Origin of the sequence: Pseudarthrobacter sp. NPDC058196 (genome assembly GCF_042882685.1) — a bacterium.
Lineage (GTDB): Bacteria > Actinomycetota > Actinomycetes > Actinomycetales > Micrococcaceae > Arthrobacter.
The window spans coordinates 37,896-54,070 of the sequence record NZ_JBHVVN010000017.1 but is presented as its reverse complement, the minus strand read 5'-3'; the positions used below and the strand labels follow the sequence as shown (position 1 = coordinate 54,070).

The window sequence follows — 16,175 nt, the reverse complement described above, 5'->3', positions numbered from 1 at the left end:
TTGCCGGCATCGGAATAGCGGCAACGTGCGCTTATTCATTATTTAGTCATTCTATTGTCTGAATCAGACATAAGTAAAGCGTCGGCGAGTTCCGCCGCGATTTTCGCTGCGCCGCGGACCGCGAGCGCCACCGATGTCAGGGTGGGGTTGCACGCCGTGGCGGTGGGAATCACGCCGTTGCCGGCCACGAAGAGGCCAGGGACCTGCCAGACCTCACTGTCCGGGGAACACACGCTTCCGCCGTCGTCCTCCTGCCCCATCCGCGTGGTGCCCTGGTAGTGCAGCGAGGCACCCGGCGGGAGGACGAACGGCCGCTCGTCGATCGGTTCTCCCACGGCCCTGCCGAGCCGCACAATCTCCTCCTTGGCCCGCTCGAGCACCTCCCGGTCCTTGTCGGTCAGGCTGTAGTGGATGCGCAGGGCAGGCATCCCATAGCTGTCCACGGCGGCGTCGTCGAAGGCGACCCTGTCGTCCCGTTGGAGGTCCTTGGCGCAGAACAGCCCCAGCCCCACGATCGATCCGGGAACGACCGGGTCGTCGTCGGCAAGGGGGATGGGTGAAGCATCCAACTGCATGATCTGGCCATGGAACGGCATCTCATCCGTGTACGGCACCCACGTCACCCCGCTCTGCTCACTGAGGGCTCCGTCCGCGCTGGACCGCCCCTCCTCGGCACCGACGCCGCGCAGCCGGGTGGCGAACACCACCTGGGCCTGGTCATTGAGGTAACGGCCCAAGGCCTCCGGCCGGATCCCGGAAGCCCACAACAGTTGGGGGGTGCGCAGCGCGTCACCGCCCACCACCACATAGCGCGCGGCAATCCGGTGCGTGCCGCCACCGCGGCGGTCTCCCACCTCCACCCCGGCGGCACGGCCGCCCTCAACCAGGACCCGCCGGACCAGGGACTCGTCGAACAGGTCGAACCGCTGGTTATCCCGGGTGGCAGGACCCATCACGACGTCGGATCCGGACCATACGAGGCGGCCGTCACCTCGCCGGTGCACGGCGAGGGGCATGGGCTGGACGCGGAAGGCCGGGCTGCGGCCGTCGTCGACGGCGGCCGCGAGCCGATCGTGGACGAGGCCGGAGAACGGTGCCGCTTCAAAGGCAGAAGTGGTGACGCCGAGGAGGCGGTCGGCTTCGTCCAGCAGCTGGTCCAAGTCCGGCAGGAACCCGATGCGTTCCTTTCCGCCGGGGCGCGGGCAGGCGGCGGTCCAGTGGGCGGCCATGCCGCCCACGTTGCTGGACATTGCAGCGACGGGCATGCCGTCCTCGCCCGGGAAGGCGTAGCCGTCCTGCAACAGGTAGGTTCCGGGACGGGCGCGCCGTTCGCCGCTCTTCACGGCGCCGGGCGAGTTGACCGTCTCAGCCCCGGGGCCGGGGCCTTCCGAAGCCCGTTGGGCGGCGGCACGCCGGGCCTCGTCCTCGATGTTCTTGACGTGGGCGCCCGGCGGAGAACTGACTGTTGGTCCCACCTCGAACATGGCGATGCTGGCGCCAGGGGCCCGCTCACTGAGGATGCGGGCGTACGCGGATGCGGTGGGCCCGCTGCCGACGATGGCTACATCGACAGAGGCGGGGTAGCGGCTGGTGCTCACCGTCCTGCCGCCAGTTCCTGGATGCGCCGGACAGACTTGGCGGACTCAATCGTGGGGTAGTACTCAAGCCCGATGGGGCCGGCGTAGCCGCTGTCCTGCAGGTCGGTGAGCCTGGCGGCCCAGTCGATGGAACCCGACCCCGGTTCGCCGCGGCCCGGTGCGTCGGCAATCTGGACGTACTTGACCAGCCGGCCCGCGTTGGCGAGCTCGGCCACCACGTCCTCTCCCTCCACTGTTGAGTGGTAGAGGTCGTAAAGGACGCCGAAGTTCGGTGAGTCCACTCCCCTGGCGACGTATACGGCTTCGGAGGTCCGGTCCAGCAACGCCCCGGGGTGGTCCACCCGGATGTTGACCGGCTCCAGAACCAGGGTGATCCCGGAGCCTTCGATGTGGGCAATGCCCTTGGTGAAGATCTCAATGAGCTCATCGAGCTGGTCCTGCCGTTTGCGGCCGCCGAAGCCGGTGCCACTGCCCACCACGATCCTAGGGCAGCCAAGCTGGCGTGCCACCTCGACGCCGGCATCCAGCCCCGTGTAGAAGGGGGCGTGGTCCTTGGGCGGGATCATGAACTGCATCCGGGGCTCGGCGAGCTGGGCGGTGAGCTGGACGCCGGTTTCCTGCAGCGCCTCCTTGAGGGCGGGAATGTCCTTTCCGGTGGGACCCCACATTTCCACGGCATCGAAGCCTGCCGCGGCGGCCGCGCGTACGCGGTCTGCGGCGCTGTCGCCTGCTTCGGAGAACAAAAGGTCGATATTGGGTGCGAGCTGGAACATGCTGGTCTCCTGGAATTCTCGGAAATGTGTTGGCTAAAACATGGGGTGGTCGTGGACCGGGTGGTCCGGGACGGGCTGGAGCACGTCCCAGTGCTCCACGATGCGCCCGGCTTCGAAGCGGTAGATATCGGCGACGGCGGCGTCGGGACGCCCGGGTCCTGACGCCCGGACGTGCACCATGGCCAGGTCTCCGTCAACGAGGATCCGCTGGACCTCGAAGCGCGAGTCCGGTGAGCCGTCGAACTTCGGCGTGAGCATTCCGATGGCGGCCTCCGGGCCGTCCGGGATGGTGGGATTGTGTTGCTTGTACTCATCGGCAACAAGGAACTCGAACGCTTCCCGCACCCTTTTTTGGGTGTAGAAGATCTCCACGAAGCGTTCAAACGCCTCGCGGTTGCCGGCCATGCGGGTCAGCCTTTGAGTCCGCCGGAGAAGCCCTGGATGAAGCGCTTTTGCGCGAACAGGAACAACGCCAGGATGGGAATCATGGACACGATGACGATCGCGAAGATGGAATTCCACTTCGAGACCAGCGAGCCGATGAAGTAGTACATGGCTACCGGGAGCGTCTGGTTGGCGGATCCGCCGAGGAAGATCAGTGAGGTGAAGAAATCGTTCCACACGATCAGTCCGGCGAAGATGGTGACCGTTCCGGTGGCCGGGGCCATCATGGGAAACACCACCTTGGAGAAGACCTGGGTCTTGCTGGCGCCGTCGATCGTGGCGGCTTCCTCGTAGTCTGTTCCGAGGCTCCGGAAGAAGTTGGAGTACAGGAAGATCGAGAGCGGCAGCAGCATCCCGGTGTACAGGACGATCAGGCCCCAGGCTGATCCGGTGAGCCCCAGGCCACGGGCGCCCATGTACAGCGGCACCGCGCCGAGCTGGCCCGGAAGGATGATGGCCACCAGGAAGAGGTAGTACGCCGCCTTGCTCCACCTGCGGGTGCTGCGGGAAATAACGTAGCCGGTGATGGACCCCAGTGCGATCAACCCGAGGATGCTCCCGGTGGTGATGATGACGCTGTTGACCAGGCCGGCCATAACGTTGGAATTGCCCGTTGCCGTGAGGACTTTCACGAAGTTGCCAAAGTCCGGATTGGCGGGAAGTGCCAGGGCGGAGGTGGTGTACATTTCGCTGTCCGGCTTCAGCGCCGTGGTCACCAGGAAGTAGAACGGGGCGAGGAAGACCAGGGCCAGGGCCCACAGTCCGATTTCGCGGATCAGGGTGAATTTCGTGTAGCGGAACATGGGTCAGTCCTCAGGATTCGATCGCGTCAGCCGCTGCTGGATCACGGCGAAGATCAGGATGATGAAGGCGAGCACCAGGGCCAGGGCAGCACCGCCGCCGAAGTTGCCCAGCGCGAATGCCTGCTTGTACACCTGGGTGGCAAGCGTTTCCGTGGCCCCTGCAGGGCCGCCGCCCGTGAGCGCCATGATGGGGTCGAAGACCCGGAGGCCCTGGACAATGCCCAGCGTGGTGGCGATCGCGACGGCGGGACGGATCGCCGGCAGGGTGACGTTCCGGAAGCGCTGCCACTGGTTGGCGCCGTCGATTGCCGCGGCTTCTTCGACCTCCACCGCAACACCGGTGAGTCCGGCCATGAAGATCACCATGGCGAACCCGGTGGAGGACCACACGAGGACCACCAGGACTGTCCAGATGGCCCACTGCGGGTCGGCGAGCCAGGGTTTTGCCAGTTCACCGAGGCCCGCCGCCTTCAGCAGGACGTTGATGGGACCGTTGAAATCGAAGATGTACTTCCAGATGTAGGCGGTGGCGAGGGGGCTGAGGACCACCGGCATGAAGAAAAGCGTGCGGAGGATGTAGCGCGTCTTCACGACGCGGTTGAGTCCCAGCGCAATGATCAATCCGGCGATGTTGCCCAGCAGTACCGATCCGAACGCGAGAAACAGCGTGTTGGAGAGGGCACCAACTTTGGTGGGGTCCTTGAAGATTGCCTCGAAGTTGTTCAACCCGGTGATCTTGAAGGACCCGATTCCCGTCCAGTTGGTAAAGGCGAAGAACCCGCCGATCCCGGTTGCCACGTAGTGGATGGCGATGACGAGGGCGATCCCGGGGAGCGCCCACCACCAGTGCCCAAATTCCAGGGAGCGGGACCGGGGACGGGCAGGCCTGCCCGTCCCCGGGGCACGCTTGCCTCGCCGGGGTGCTTCTGCTGCTTCGCTCTTGGGTTGCATCGTCGCAGTCATGATAATTCCTTGCTTGTCCCGTTGAGTCGCTGGAACGGTAGTGGAGTGGAAGACTTACTGTCCCCAAGCGGCATCCATGGCCTGCAGGACCTGGTCAGTGGTCTTCTGCCCGGTGATCAACCCCTGGACGCCGGTGGCCAGGGCGTCGTAGACCGACGAGTTGGGCCACTGGCTGTTGGGCAGGGGCCCGTACTTTCCGCCCTTGATCAGGTCGGCCACGTTCTTGTAGGCACTGCCGTTGAAGTCATAGCTGTCCAGTCCGCTGACGGGAAGGGCGCCGTCAATCTCGGCAAAGGCCTTGGTCTGTTCCGGCTCAGCCGCCCAGTCAAGGAATGCTTTGGCAGCGTCCTTGTTCTTGGAGGCGGCGTTGATGGAGAACGCGTAGTTGGCGCTGGCGAACGTGTAGGCCTTGTCCGAGGCCTGCTCGGCCGGGAGGGCACGCACATCGAATTCAGAACCGGCGGCAGCGGTCTTCAGCTGCTTCCAGCTTGGGGCAGGGATGAAGCCGGCAACGGATGTTCCGCTGGCAAGGCCTTGGGTGATGGCATCAAATCCTGCGCCGGCCGCACCTTGCTGGAAGCATCCCGCATCGTTGAGCTTCTTCACGGCGTCGAGGGCAGACTTCCACCCGGCCGAGCCGGCAAACGTTACTTGGTTTGCGGTCCGCTTGGCATTCCAGCCAGGATCGCCTGCGTAGACCCGGCTGGCAGCAAGGGACATGGCCATCAGCCCGGTGTTGGGGGCAGCCGCCCCGGCAAGGGCGAAGAGGGACTTGCCGGAAGACTGAAGGTTCTTGCACTGCTTCTCCAAGGCGGCGAAGTCTGCGGGGAAGTCGGTGATGCCGGAGGCTTTGGCGGCCGTTTCGTTGGCCACCAGGCCTACGACAGTGATCTCCATGGCCTGCCCGTAAACCTTGCTGTCCGCACCGAAGAGGGCGTCGCTGCCCGACGGAACCAGTTTCTTGGCGGCATCGTCGAGCGGCTCCAGGAAGCCTGCCTGCGCGAGGGGCAGGATGCTGCGGCCCTGGCCGGAACCGGGAGTCGTGACCACGACATCCGAGGCGTTGCCAGCCTGGAGTTGGGTCCGCAGGGTCTGGTCGTAGGAATCATTGGGCTGCGGGTTGAACGTGATCTTCACGTTCGAGTGGGACTTCATGTAGTCCTCCGCCAGCGTCTGGAAGGGGCTCTCGATGTTGTTGGAGGTGGCAAAGGAGAGGGAAAATTCCTGGGAGCCACCGGAAGAAGAGGTGCTGCTGGCGGAGGTGGAGCAGCCAGAGAGGGCGAGGGCCGCAATGGTGGGAACGGCGAGGGCGCCGACCACCTTCAATCCCGCGGAGCGACGGTGCTGTGTCATGTCCAGCCTTTCAGACTTCGTTGTCGAGGAATCCGGGGTCGTGACCCCGGTCACTCACAAGTATGCGGGAGATGTGTAGAAAAAGCACATAAGTATTGCAGATGACAGACATAAGTTTCACGAAGGTTCGCAGAAGGATTGCATCAAGAGCCGTGATAGCAGTGCATGGCGGCCCCGGTCCACAACCGGGGCCGCCATGAGCGGATGTACGGCCCGTTCATGGAGGCCGCAGGCATCGGGGCGGCTGGTTAGCTGCCGGGTCCGAGGTGAACGGTGACGACAGTCCCTGACTCGATGGCGGGCCCGAGGTCAAGTCGTCCGCCGGCCGCGGCGGCAATCCGGGCGCAGGTTGCCAGGCCCAGGCCGGATCCGGGCGGGTCCCCCTGGCGGTCAAGGCGCACCAGCGGATCGAGCACGCGTTCGCGGTCGCCGGAGGCGATGCCCTTGCCGTTATCGATCACGCGCAGGACCGCACCGTCTTCGCCGCGGTGACCGGTGATGTGGATGACCGGCGGGACGCCGGGCCGGCGGTAGGCGAGGGCGTTGTGGATGAGGTTCTGCAGGAGCACCCGGGTTTGGATCGGGTCAGCGGTAAATACCAGCTCCCCCGAGACCACGGACGCCCCCGACTCCTCCACGGCGGTGGCCAGGTCCGCGATGACTTCCCCCACCAGGTCCGCGAGGGAAACCGCGGCCGGCTGCAGGTCGCCGCCAATGGTGGCGAAAGCCAGGACGTCCTCCACCATCGCCAACATGCGCCGCCCGGTCCTGCCCACAATGCCCAGGTACTCCGGAAGCCGGGCATCGTCCCCTGCTTCTGCATCCATTTCGCCCAGTTCCACGAATCCGAGGATCGAGGTCAGCGGGTTGCGGAGGTCGTGGCTGATCCTGCCGGCAAACTCCGCCAGGAGGGTGTTGCTCCGCTCGGCCTCGGCCAGCGCATCAGCAAGGCGCCGCGCGCGGTGTTCCAGCTGCAGGACATCGACGATTTGGGCTGCGAGGATTTCAAGGCCACGGAGTTGTTCGCCGCTGAGCCGGCCGGTTTCCCGGGCGCCGGCACATAGGGTGCCGAGGACGAACCCGTCGTCGGTCACCAGCGGAATGGAAGCGTAGAACCTGACACTGCTGCGCCGGCCGTCCACGTAGGGATTGTCTCGGTACCGGGGATCCAGGGAAGCGTCCTCGAGGACGGTTGGTTCACCGCTGAGGAACCCGACCGCGCACATCGAGTCTTCCCTGGTGCACATGTACGGTTCCATACCCGCCGTGGCTGCCTGGTATTGGAGGTCTTCGGTAATGATGTTGATGGCCGTCACCGGCTGGCCACAAACCGTCCGCGCCAGTTCAACAAGATTCTGCAACCGTTCCGACGCGGCCGGAACGTCGACATATCCGTCCGGACCAGGAATTGGCAGTCCGGTTCCGGCGAGGACTGCGTCGCGGACCATCTCGTTCACCGTCGTGGCCTGCGCACCTTGTCATCAGGGCACTGGAAGCACCGGCCATCCGCACACGCGGTGGCCAAGCCTTCCATGCCGGGATCGTCCACCGGTCCAGCATCCCATACAGGCGCCTCCGCGCGGGGAGAACACAGGAGGGCCGGCTCACATCGATGAGCCGGCCCTCTTTGCCTTCCCCGGCGCCGCGGCGCCATGGGGGCATACCAATCAGCCCGGGACGTTCCGGGGATCGTTGCCGTAGCTGTACTTCTCCCCGATCTGGCCATCCTGGTTCTTGATGACGTGTTCCACCTTGTCCGCTTTCGCGGCGTCGCGGCCGGCGGCTACTGCCTCTTCCTTGGTTCCGTAATCGGCACCAAAAGCACGATCAGCGCCCTCGCGCTTATTCTTCCACTGGCCGTCTTCGTAGTACGTCTCGATATCACCCTGAGCCATTGCACACTCCCTCTGCCGTTCGGTTCCAAGACACCTGCTGCGCAAGCGCGGATAGCGAAAAGCCCCGCAGCACACGTGGTAAAGCGGGGCCTTCCTGGCAACCACTCCGCCTATTGGGGGGCGGCGGAGAAGCTGACACCAAACTAATAGAAAGCATGCTTAGTTTTCAAGCCGGGACCGAGTGCATGCTCTTCCGAATCAGGTCATGCTGCCTGCGCACCAGCAGCAAGGGGTCCACCTCTCCCAGTTCAGCGAAGGCATGGCCTTCCCATTCACTCGACCAGTAGCCGCGGTAGCCGCCCTCGACGAAGACGCGCACCAGCTCCGGATAGTCGATTGCGGGCTCGTTCCCGTCGTCGTCGATGTCGTAGAACTTGGCGTGGACGTGGAGAATTTGGGGCATGATGTCCGCCCATTCCCGCGGACTGACATGGCCGTGCATATTGAAGGCGAGATGGGCGAAGGAGCCAAGCCGGGCGGGATCGAAGGCGCGGCCTTTGAGGTAGCCGATGAAGTCCTCCTGGCGGGCCCGCATCGGCGCATCGGTGGCCCAGATGGCCTGCAGCCGCTCCACTGCTTCGTCGTCAAGGCCGGCACGGCGGACGGCCCGGAGGAGCGTGGGCGACATACTGTGCATGGTCGAGGAAAAGTCGGCGACAAATCCCAGCATCGGTGAATCGAACTCCGAATACACGTCACGGACCTTCATGATTTCCGGCGAGTTCGGCCCCAGTGGGGCATGGATCTCGTAAGCGAGCTGGAGTTCCAATTTCTCGGCCAAGGGCAGGAGCCGGCGCAGCAGGTCCGGTTTGGCGCTTTGGATCCGGACCAGCGGGAAGCCAAGTTTTTTGGCTCCGTTGAAGAGAGTCTCCGTGAACTCGTACTCCTCATCCGGGGTCATGTCACGGTCGCGCCGCCGTCCCATGTCCAGGTTGGCCCCAAGGGAGCTGGCGGTGAAGCCGTGCTTGTCGAAGGCAGCGTGCCACGACCGGGCGAAATCATCCGTGACGCGCGGATACGAGGGCAACACCTGGGATGCCACAATTTCGATGCCGGGGCCGATTCCCAGCTCTGCGACGCGGTTGAGCAGGCCGTCGAAGTCGTACCAGCCGGCCCTGAACTCGGCGCTTGCCGAATAAAGTGTCAGGCCAAGCGAGAACGGATCCCCGCCAGCCGTAGGCGCCGGCGGCGTGTCCGCCGTTGCCAGGGCAGGCGCAGGCGCAGGCCTGTCCGTAACAGTCATTTCCAGCGTTTGGTTCACAAAGTTGGGGACATACATGCCCGGACCACCATCCCGGCCCGGAGCAATCTGCATGTACGGCAGGCGCAGCTCACCGACGAGCTGGACCGTGTGCCGGCTGCCAAGGGTAGCCGCATTGGCCCTTTTGGCGATCAGGAGGGGGTGGTCCTGGAGGTACCAGAGGGTTTCGCTTTGGGCGGGCAGGTCCGGGAGTGCGTAGCGGATGCCACCCAGTTCCAGGGACAGGTCCCTGCAGGGGATTTCCTCGCCGTCGATGGTGAGCCTGAGGCTGGTGACCGAGGAGAGCCAGAGGCTCCGGTACCACGGGAGGGTCAGGGAAAGGGCAAGGCCCTCCGGGTGGGCCCGGAGGCTGGATTCGTCAAGGAGTCCGTTTGGCATGGGCATCTCTTTACTGGGAGCAGGAATGGGTCAGTCGAGGTCGGAGGTGATGCGCCGGATCAGGGCGTGCTGGCGCCTCACCTGTTCGATGGCCCGCCACGGGGTCCGGTCGCCTTCGTACTCGCTGGAGAGGAAGCCGGTGTAGCCGGAGTCCTTGAGGGCCTGGAGCACCGGGCGCCACGGAATCTGCTGGTCTTCCAACTGTTCGTTGATCTCATGGAATTTTGCCTGGATGAAAACCACGTACGGTGCTACGTCCTTCAGGTCTGCCGGGTCCACGCCGATGCCGTCCAGGAACGCGGGGCGGGTCTCCCGGGTCTCCCCTTCACGCAGCGGGATGGGGCGGTCCTGGAAGATCCCGGTATCGATGAGCAGGCCGAAATTCTTCGTGCCGGTGCGCTCGATCAAGCCAATGTAGTCATCCACCACGGGGTGCCTGATGGGTGTTGGGGAGTGGATCTCGGGGCAGATGACCACGCTTAGCTCATGCGCGAGGTCCAGCGAGCGCTCCACGGATTCGGTCCAGATGGGGTCCGGTACAAGGTCGCTGGAGACAACGCCGATCTTGGGCCGGACGAAGCTGAAGCCCAGCCTGCCGGCGAGTTTCAGGTCCCGCTGGAGCGCTTCCGCCCCTTCCGCGGCGGTCATGGACCGGCCCGGGTGCAGCCGGGTGTCGATCCACGACCCGTAGTTGGTGGGTTCGAGGGAGTACTTTTCCAGCAGGTTGAACCAGGTGTCGATCCAGGCCGGCGAGGGTTCCGGATATCCCGGGATATGCGCCTCGCCGAGGATCTCCACCCCGGTGGCGCCGACGTCGGCCACGTGGGCCAGCGCGGTTTCCAGGTCCAGGACCGTTCCGTAGTCGCCCATATAGCTGTAAAGGGAGACGCCGTAGCGGAACTTACCCTCGCCGCCTTCGGGGGCCAGCGTGACCTTTCGGCTGACCCGGTGGATGGTGGGCTGGTGCTCCACCGGAATGTAGGACATCCGGAGGCGCAGTTCAACCGTAAGATCGTGCACTCCCTGCGGAAGGCCGCCGTCGAACGGCACGGTGACCACCGCCGCTTCCTCCAGCGGCCATCGGACGCCGTCGCTGTCCTATAGCTGCTGCAGGGTGAACGTGCGGCCACCGAAACTCCACAACGGGACGTTCGGTTCCACGTCCACCAGGCCGCCGACACGCACGGCGATGCCGTCGATAAGGGACGCGGCCATGCCCCGGTAGGAGGGCATCCGGAGGCGGAACTGGAAGCCCGTGACGCGGCCGCCTTCGGTGACATTACGGAAGCCGGCCGACTGGATGAGGTCTCTCTCGAGAAGCATCGTTGCTCACTCTCTCTAGGTTCCCATCGAGCATACCAGCATTATGTCGTTTTTCTACTAAAGTATGTAGACTTCCATCCTAACTTCTCTTACTTCAAGAATTGAGGCGTTGATGCCATGACCGAGATGTTGAATGCCCTCATCCTGTCCGGGCACATGACCCGGGAGCACGACAACGAGGTCCGCAGCTTCCGCCAGCACAACCAGTGGCTCACCACCGTCCTCGAGGACACCGGCCGGTTCCGGGTCAGGGTGGTGGAGGACCCGCGGGGGCTGGGGCCGAATGTCATCGACAAGTACGACGTTGTCGTGGTGGTATTCGAGGGCCGCGACGGCTACCACGACAAGGCGGTGGGATTCGGCCCGGAGACCGACGCCGCGTTGCTGAAATTCGTGCACCAGGACGGCAAGGGCATCGTTTGGTTCCACGGCTCTGCCGTGCAGGAGGACGACTGGGGCTACCCAGAGGAGTACAACATCATGCGTGGTGCGAAGCTCAGCGTGCCCACCGGACTCCGCCCGCGCCCGTGGGGGGAAGCCCTGCTGCAGACCACCGAGCCCCGCCACCCCATCACCGAAGGCATCAGCGGGACCTGGACGGTGACCGGCGACGACATCCTGACCGGCGTCCAACTCTATGAAGGAGCAGAAGTGCTTCTCTCAGTCTTCGACGACCTGGAATCCTACGAGCAGGCACCCATGTGGCCGATGTCCCACTATCCCGTGGCCATCCCGCCGGAAGGACCAAGCGGCCTTTCGGGCATTAATACGCAGCAGCCGCTGGCCTGGATCAACAACTACGGCGAGGGCCGCAGCTTCACCATCACCATCGGGCACGATATCGACACTTTCCGGCGGATTGAGTTCATCCGGATGTTCCCCCGCGGCGTTGAGTGGGCCGCGGCGGGGAAAGTCACCCTGGAAGGGCCGGACCGGCGCGGTGAGCGCCGCTTCCTGCCGTGGCCGTACTACAACCACGAGGGGTAGCGGCTACCCGCCCACTGCGTTCAGCTCGGTCCGGGTCGGCGGGTTGGCGCCGGGGCGCGACACCGTGACGGCCGCCGCACGGGCAGCGTGCGTCAGGAGTTCGGCCAGCCCTTCGGCGGGCAGGTCGCGCAGTTCCTCGCGGTTCTGCGCGCCGTCCAGCTCCCGGTCAACCAAGCCGGAGAGGAGCGCGGCCATGAACGAGTCACCGGCGCCCACGGTGTCCGCCACCTCCACCTTGGGCGCGGGCACTGACGCTTCGCCGGCCCGGCAGATACCCCAGGGCCCGTCCGCGCCGCGGGTCACCACCACCAGGGCCGGGCCCTCCTCCCCGCCAAGCGCCAGCCATGCGCGCGCCGAGTCCAGCACATCCCGGCCGGGGTAGAGCCAGGCAAGGTCCTCGTCGGAGGCTTTCACCACGTCAGAGAGTGCCACGAACTTCTCCGTCTGCCGGCGGGCGTAGTCCACATCGGCAATGATGCTGGGGCGGCAGTTCGGGTCGAAGCTGATGGTGGCGGACGGGTGGGCATGCTCGACGGCGGCCAGCACCTCGGCGGCGCCGGGCGCCAGCATGGTGGCGATGGAGCCGGTGTGCAGCAGCGTGGTGCCCTGCAGCATGAAGCCGAGCCGGCCTGCGATGCCGGGCAGCTCCCAGGCGAGGTCGAACGTGTAGGTGGCGGCGCCGTCGTCGTCAATCAACGCGGTGGCAACGCTGGTAGGCAACTCATCCGGAGGCAGCGGCAGCAGCACGGAACTGGCGCGAAGGTGCGCGGCAACAGAGTCGCCGTAGGCGTCCCGGCCATAGCGGCCGATGAACTGCACCGGATGGTCCAGCCGGGCCAGGCCGACCGCAACGTTGAGGGGGCTGCCGCCCACGTGCGCCTCGATTCCCGAGGCACGCTGGACGACGTCGACAAGGCCTTCGCCAATAACTGTGAGCATGGTCATACTCTGCCAGAAAGCGGCCGGGTCAGCAGTTCATGTCAGCGCAGCAGCTGGGCCGTCAGTTCGCGGCACACCGCATGCGCCGGTGACTCGGGGTTGATCAGGTCGAAGTGGTCACCGGGGACCATGACCAGTTGCGCAGGCACGCCCCCGGCCCCGCTCGCGTCGACGTACAGCGCAGACATGGCCAGCGGCACGTCGTCGTCCGCCTCCGCATGCACCGCGTAGACCGGGACATCCAGCGGCAGCGCGGCCATGGGGTCCGCGGTGCCGTACCGTTCGGGAAATTTCGACGACGGTCCGCCAAGCAGGTTGGCCACCGCACCGTTGCTGAGATTGAGACGCTCGGCCTCAGCCACGTTCAGGACGCCCGATTGGCTGACCACCCCGGCGAGGCGGACGCCGCCGGTGTCCGCGGGCTCCGCGCCCGGCCCCAGCCCGGCCAGGCGCCCACGGCCCGCGGCCCAGACGGCAAGATGGCCGCCGGCAGAATGGCCCAGGGCCACCACTTTGCCGAGGTCAAGGGAGTACTCGCCAGCCAGTTCGGCGAGTTTGTCGATCCCGGCCAGGACGTCCTGGAAGGTGGTGGGCCAGCCCCCGCCATTACCCACGCGGCGGTACTCCAGGTTCCAGGCGGCCATCCCATGTTCGGCGAGATCCCTGGCAAGCGGCTCCCCCAGCTCAGCCCCGTACATTGAGCGCCAGTAGCCGCCATGGATCACCACCACCACCCCCCGGCGCTGCCCGCCAGCGGGAGGATCGGGCAGGAAGAGCTCGCCCCATTGGCTGGGGTCCGCACCGTACGAGTACTTCAGCCGCTGCACCATGTGCCAGAGACTACAGGGGCTGCTGTGGGGCTGGCGGCCCGCCGGAACGTTCCGGCGAAAGCGAAAGTTCCCTCTTGTTTAATTCGTCTAATTGCTGGACTTGGCTTCTGACCTGTGCTTATGGTGGGTGTTGCTTGTAAAAGCAATCTCTGGGGGGAGGCGTTCTGAGTGAAGTCACATCGTGAATCATGGGCTTTTCTCCGTCCCCTCCTGCTTGCCATCGCCGCTGCTGCCGCGTGGATAGCGCTGTCCGCCGGCGGCGCCTCCGCTGATACCGGCGCCGATGATTCAGACTCCCGGCATTCCCTGCTGGGATCCGTTGGATCACCCCTTCGCTCAGTCACCACCAACGTTGCGCATCAAGCCAAAGGTGCCCTTGAACCGGTGGAAGCCACCGTCAAGGGTCCGGGTAGTGCGACTGTCCCGAGTTTTTCGGCACTGATCCCCACGCCATCCCTGCGCCCGGCGGCGGAAGACGTATCTGGCCTTGCTGACCAGGTTGTGCAGGCCGTCCCTGTGGTCAACAGGGTAGTGCCGGCCGGAACGGTGGGTACGGTGGTGGACCCGGTCGCCGGCACCGTCGATAGCGTGGTGGACCGTGCAGTGGGAACCGTGGCCCCGGTTGCCGGCGCCGTCCTTGAGCCGCTTGAGCCCATCGTGGAACCGGTCATGGACGCAGTTCCGCTTCCCGGTCTACACCCGGCTGACCCTGACACGGTTCTCCCCGTGGTCACCGACGCCATCGACATTGTCACCCCTGAACCGGCGTCGACCAACAGCCCTCCCGTGACCGGCGTTCCGCAGGCTGGCCAAGCGGCGGATGCGTCTGTCACGGTCGCAAACAGCGATGCCGCTGCCACCGCGCTGGGTCGGGCCACCATGAGTCAATGGGGCGCCCTGCCCGGAACCGGCCCGGCCTGTGACACCCGAATGAAGTCGGCGGCAAATGCCCCGGCACTTGCCGAAGCCGGCCCGGACCACGCTCCAATCCATGAACCTTCGGACGCCCTCCCGGGCATACCGGGTGCCACTACCGGCGGAAGCAGCCCCTCCGGCGGCAACGGCCCGGCCTTTCCCGCGTGGCTCAACGCCCACCATCTCTACATCCCTGCGGCGGGTACCGCCGCCATCGAAGGCCGCCTGCTGGCGGCCCCCGCACCGGTGTCCTTCGACCCCGGATCATCTCCTGACTAGTTGAGGCCCCTCCGCGCATTCACGTGCGGGATCTGAGCCATTCCGGGCTGAACAGTATGCCCACTTCAACTTTTCAGGAGAACTCACAATGATGCATCGCAACATTCGCAGGTGCCTGCTCGGTACCGCATTCGCCGGCGGACTGCTGGCCTTCGGCGGTGTCGCCGCCAACGCAGCAGACACCACAACCTCGGGAAATGACGGGCTTCTTTCAGGGACTCAGGTGGTGGCCCCGATCAACATCCCGGTCAACCTCGGAGCCACTTCGCTGGGCCTTGTTGGCGACTCGGCAGCGAGCACGCAGAATGCCGGAACACCGGCAGCACCCGCTCCGGCACCCGCCGCATCCACAGGCGGCGGCGACGGCATCGCATCCGGAACCCAGGTGGTGGCGCCTGTAACTGCGCCGATCAACCTTGGGGCAACCTCCGTTGGCCTCGCCGGGGATTCAGCCGCCAGCACCCAGAACCCCGCCCCTTCGGGCACGACACCGGCATCGTCCGCGCCCGCTGCGACCACCACCGGTACTGACGGCATCGCATCCGGAACCCAAGTGGTCGCCCCGATCACCGTTCCCATCACTCTGGGGGCAACCTCCGTGGGCGCCCTAGGCGACTCGGCAGCGAGCACCCAGAACCCCGCAGCCTCGGGCACGGCACCGGCAGCACCTGCTCCGGCACCCGCCGCATCCACCACCGGTACTGACGGCATCGCATCCGGAACCCAGGTGGCCGCCCCGATCACCGCGCCAATCAACCTCGGGGCCACGTCTGTGGGTCTCGTCGGGGATTCAGCTGCCAGCGCCCAGAACCCCGCAACTTCGGGCACGGCACCAGCAGGCCCCGCGCCCGCTGCGACCACCACCGGTACTGACGGCATCGCATCCGGAACCCAGGTAGTGGCACCCATCACCGTTCCCATCACCCTGGGGGCAACGTCTGTGGGCGTGATTGGTGATTCGACGGCCACAGTAGCGAATCCCCCGGTTGTCACGCCGCCAGTTGTGAACCCCCCGGTGGTTACTCCTCCGGTCGTGAACCCCCCGGTAGTTGCCCCTCCGACGGTCACCACCCCGACGGTCACCACCCCGGTGACAGAGGTTCCGGCGGCCCAGCCGGCGGCCGGCGCCACTGACGTCCGCGCCGCGGCGGCTCCAATGCAGGCCAACTATGCTGCAGCCCCGACGGTCCTCGCCAACACTGGGGTGAATACCGGCATGTTGCTGGTGGGCCTGCTGTTCCTGGCCTTCGGCGGTCTCCTAACGCTGGTCTTGCGCCGGAAGCAGGGCTGACCCAATCCCGCGTGCGGCGGGCTGCCCTGGGCCGCCCCCCCCCCCTTTGCCCCGCCCGGGACCCGAAAGCGGGCCCCCCACCGCCCCCGCGCGGGCGAGCCGGCCCCAGCCGGCCCGCCGGCGCCCGCTCCCGCGCCCCACGC

The 16,175-nt window shown here is 65.8% G+C and carries 15 protein-coding genes and 1 pseudogene; 3 read left to right on the top strand and 13 right to left on the bottom strand.

What is annotated here, in order from left to right; genetic code table 11:
* Nucleotides 1-38: 38 nt before the first annotated feature.
* The 11 genes and pseudogenes from ACFVVC_RS20350 to ACFVVC_RS20300 all read right to left on the bottom strand — a co-directional run.
* The gene (locus ACFVVC_RS20350) at nt 39-1,598 is read right to left on the bottom strand and encodes a GMC oxidoreductase (protein WP_387457551.1); all 1,560 of its coding nucleotides are present in this window, start codon (nt 1,596-1,598) and stop codon (nt 39-41) included.
* A complete protein-coding gene (locus ACFVVC_RS20345) occupies nt 1,595-2,371 on the bottom strand; it encodes a TIM barrel protein (protein ID WP_387457548.1) in 777 nt (258 codons plus the stop codon). The genes ACFVVC_RS20350 and ACFVVC_RS20345 overlap by 4 nt, the downstream gene beginning before the upstream one ends.
* A 33-nt stretch (nt 2,372-2,404) precedes the next feature.
* Nucleotides 2,405-2,776, bottom strand: a complete 372-nt coding sequence (locus ACFVVC_RS20340; protein ID WP_387457545.1) for a nuclear transport factor 2 family protein — start codon at nt 2,774-2,776, stop codon at nt 2,405-2,407.
* 5 nt (nt 2,777-2,781) lie between these two features.
* On the bottom strand, nt 2,782-3,618 hold the full coding sequence (locus ACFVVC_RS20335; protein WP_387457542.1) for a carbohydrate ABC transporter permease: 837 nt from the start codon (nt 3,616-3,618) through the stop codon (nt 2,782-2,784).
* Nucleotides 3,619-3,621: 3 nt separating this feature from the next.
* On the bottom strand, nt 3,622-4,581 hold the full coding sequence (locus ACFVVC_RS20330) for a carbohydrate ABC transporter permease (protein ID WP_387457539.1): 960 nt from the start codon (nt 4,579-4,581) through the stop codon (nt 3,622-3,624).
* 54 nt (nt 4,582-4,635) lie between these two features.
* Entirely contained in the window at nt 4,636-5,934 is a 1,299-nt protein-coding gene (locus tag ACFVVC_RS20325; protein ID WP_387457536.1) for an ABC transporter substrate-binding protein, read from the bottom strand.
* 248 nt (nt 5,935-6,182) lie between these two features.
* The gene (locus tag ACFVVC_RS20320; protein ID WP_387457533.1) at nt 6,183-7,382 is read right to left on the bottom strand and encodes an ATP-binding protein; all 1,200 of its coding nucleotides are present in this window, start codon (nt 7,380-7,382) and stop codon (nt 6,183-6,185) included.
* Nucleotides 7,383-7,601: 219 nt separating this feature from the next.
* Nucleotides 7,602-7,829 (bottom strand): DUF2188 domain-containing protein, encoded by a 228-nt coding sequence (locus ACFVVC_RS20315; protein ID WP_387457530.1) that lies wholly within the window; start codon nt 7,827-7,829, stop codon nt 7,602-7,604.
* Nucleotides 7,830-7,995: 166 nt separating this feature from the next.
* Nucleotides 7,996-9,468, bottom strand: coding sequence for a DUF6379 domain-containing protein (locus tag ACFVVC_RS20310; protein WP_387457527.1), 1,473 nt, complete (start codon nt 9,466-9,468; stop codon nt 7,996-7,998).
* A 30-nt stretch (nt 9,469-9,498) separates the two neighbouring features.
* The gene (locus ACFVVC_RS20305; RefSeq protein ID WP_387457667.1) at nt 9,499-10,338 is read right to left on the bottom strand and encodes a sugar phosphate isomerase/epimerase family protein; all 840 of its coding nucleotides are present in this window, start codon (nt 10,336-10,338) and stop codon (nt 9,499-9,501) included.
* Between the two features lie 120 nt (nt 10,339-10,458).
* Nucleotides 10,459-10,791, bottom strand: a pseudogene (locus tag ACFVVC_RS20300) (DUF6379 domain-containing protein); the annotation flags it as partial.
* Between the two features lie 117 nt (nt 10,792-10,908).
* Between ACFVVC_RS20300 and ACFVVC_RS20295 the strand changes: the two are divergent.
* Nucleotides 10,909-11,778: a ThuA domain-containing protein gene (locus ACFVVC_RS20295; protein ID WP_387457524.1), complete on the top strand. Its 870-nt coding sequence runs from the start codon at nt 10,909-10,911 to the stop codon at nt 11,776-11,778.
* Between the two features lie 3 nt (nt 11,779-11,781).
* On the opposite strand, the gene ACFVVC_RS20290 is transcribed toward ACFVVC_RS20295, so the two are convergent.
* Nucleotides 11,782-12,717, bottom strand: a complete 936-nt coding sequence (locus ACFVVC_RS20290; RefSeq protein ID WP_387457521.1) for a carbohydrate kinase — start codon at nt 12,715-12,717, stop codon at nt 11,782-11,784.
* Between the two features lie 41 nt (nt 12,718-12,758).
* On the bottom strand, nt 12,759-13,547 hold the full coding sequence (locus ACFVVC_RS20285) for an alpha/beta hydrolase (RefSeq protein WP_387457518.1): 789 nt from the start codon (nt 13,545-13,547) through the stop codon (nt 12,759-12,761).
* Nucleotides 13,548-13,715: 168 nt separating this feature from the next.
* Here ACFVVC_RS20285 and ACFVVC_RS20280 point away from each other — a divergent pair, with 168 nt between their 5' ends.
* Together ACFVVC_RS20280 and ACFVVC_RS20275 are read left to right on the top strand one after the other, a co-directional pair.
* Nucleotides 13,716-14,741: a hypothetical protein gene (locus tag ACFVVC_RS20280; RefSeq protein WP_387457515.1), complete on the top strand. Its 1,026-nt coding sequence runs from the start codon at nt 13,716-13,718 to the stop codon at nt 14,739-14,741.
* Between the two features lie 88 nt (nt 14,742-14,829).
* A complete protein-coding gene (locus ACFVVC_RS20275; protein WP_387457512.1) occupies nt 14,830-16,032 on the top strand; it encodes a chaplin family protein in 1,203 nt (400 codons plus the stop codon).
* Nucleotides 16,033-16,175: the final 143 nt, after the last annotated feature.

What these genes read in the sequence shown, in the direction of transcription:
- ACFVVC_RS20330 (WP_387457539.1), bottom strand. Translation starts at nt 4,581, where the DNA reads ATGACTGCGACGATGCAACCCAAGAGCGAAGCAGCAGAAGCACCCCGG.
- ACFVVC_RS20335 (WP_387457542.1), bottom strand. Translation starts at nt 3,618, where the DNA reads ATGTTCCGCTACACGAAATTCACCCTGATCCGCGAAATCGGACTGTGG.
- ACFVVC_RS20275 (WP_387457512.1), top strand. Translation starts at nt 14,830, where the DNA reads ATGATGCATCGCAACATTCGCAGGTGCCTGCTCGGTACCGCATTCGCC.
- ACFVVC_RS20290 (WP_387457521.1), bottom strand. Translation starts at nt 12,717, where the DNA reads ATGCTCACAGTTATTGGCGAAGGCCTTGTCGACGTCGTCCAGCGTGCC.
- ACFVVC_RS20285 (WP_387457518.1), bottom strand. Translation starts at nt 13,547, where the DNA reads ATGGTGCAGCGGCTGAAGTACTCGTACGGTGCGGACCCCAGCCAATGG.
- ACFVVC_RS20320 (WP_387457533.1), bottom strand. Translation starts at nt 7,382, where the DNA reads ATGGTCCGCGACGCAGTCCTCGCCGGAACCGGACTGCCAATTCCTGGT.
- ACFVVC_RS20325 (WP_387457536.1), bottom strand. Translation starts at nt 5,934, where the DNA reads ATGACACAGCACCGTCGCTCCGCGGGATTGAAGGTGGTCGGCGCCCTC.
- ACFVVC_RS20295 (WP_387457524.1), top strand. Translation starts at nt 10,909, where the DNA reads ATGACCGAGATGTTGAATGCCCTCATCCTGTCCGGGCACATGACCCGG.
- ACFVVC_RS20340 (WP_387457545.1), bottom strand. Translation starts at nt 2,776, where the DNA reads ATGGCCGGCAACCGCGAGGCGTTTGAACGCTTCGTGGAGATCTTCTAC.
- ACFVVC_RS20315 (WP_387457530.1), bottom strand. Translation starts at nt 7,829, where the DNA reads ATGGCTCAGGGTGATATCGAGACGTACTACGAAGACGGCCAGTGGAAG.
- ACFVVC_RS20345 (WP_387457548.1), bottom strand. Translation starts at nt 2,371, where the DNA reads ATGTTCCAGCTCGCACCCAATATCGACCTTTTGTTCTCCGAAGCAGGC.
- ACFVVC_RS20305 (WP_387457667.1), bottom strand. Translation starts at nt 10,338, where the DNA reads ATGGGCGACTACGGAACGGTCCTGGACCTGGAAACCGCGCTGGCCCAC.
- ACFVVC_RS20310 (WP_387457527.1), bottom strand. Translation starts at nt 9,468, where the DNA reads ATGCCAAACGGACTCCTTGACGAATCCAGCCTCCGGGCCCACCCGGAG.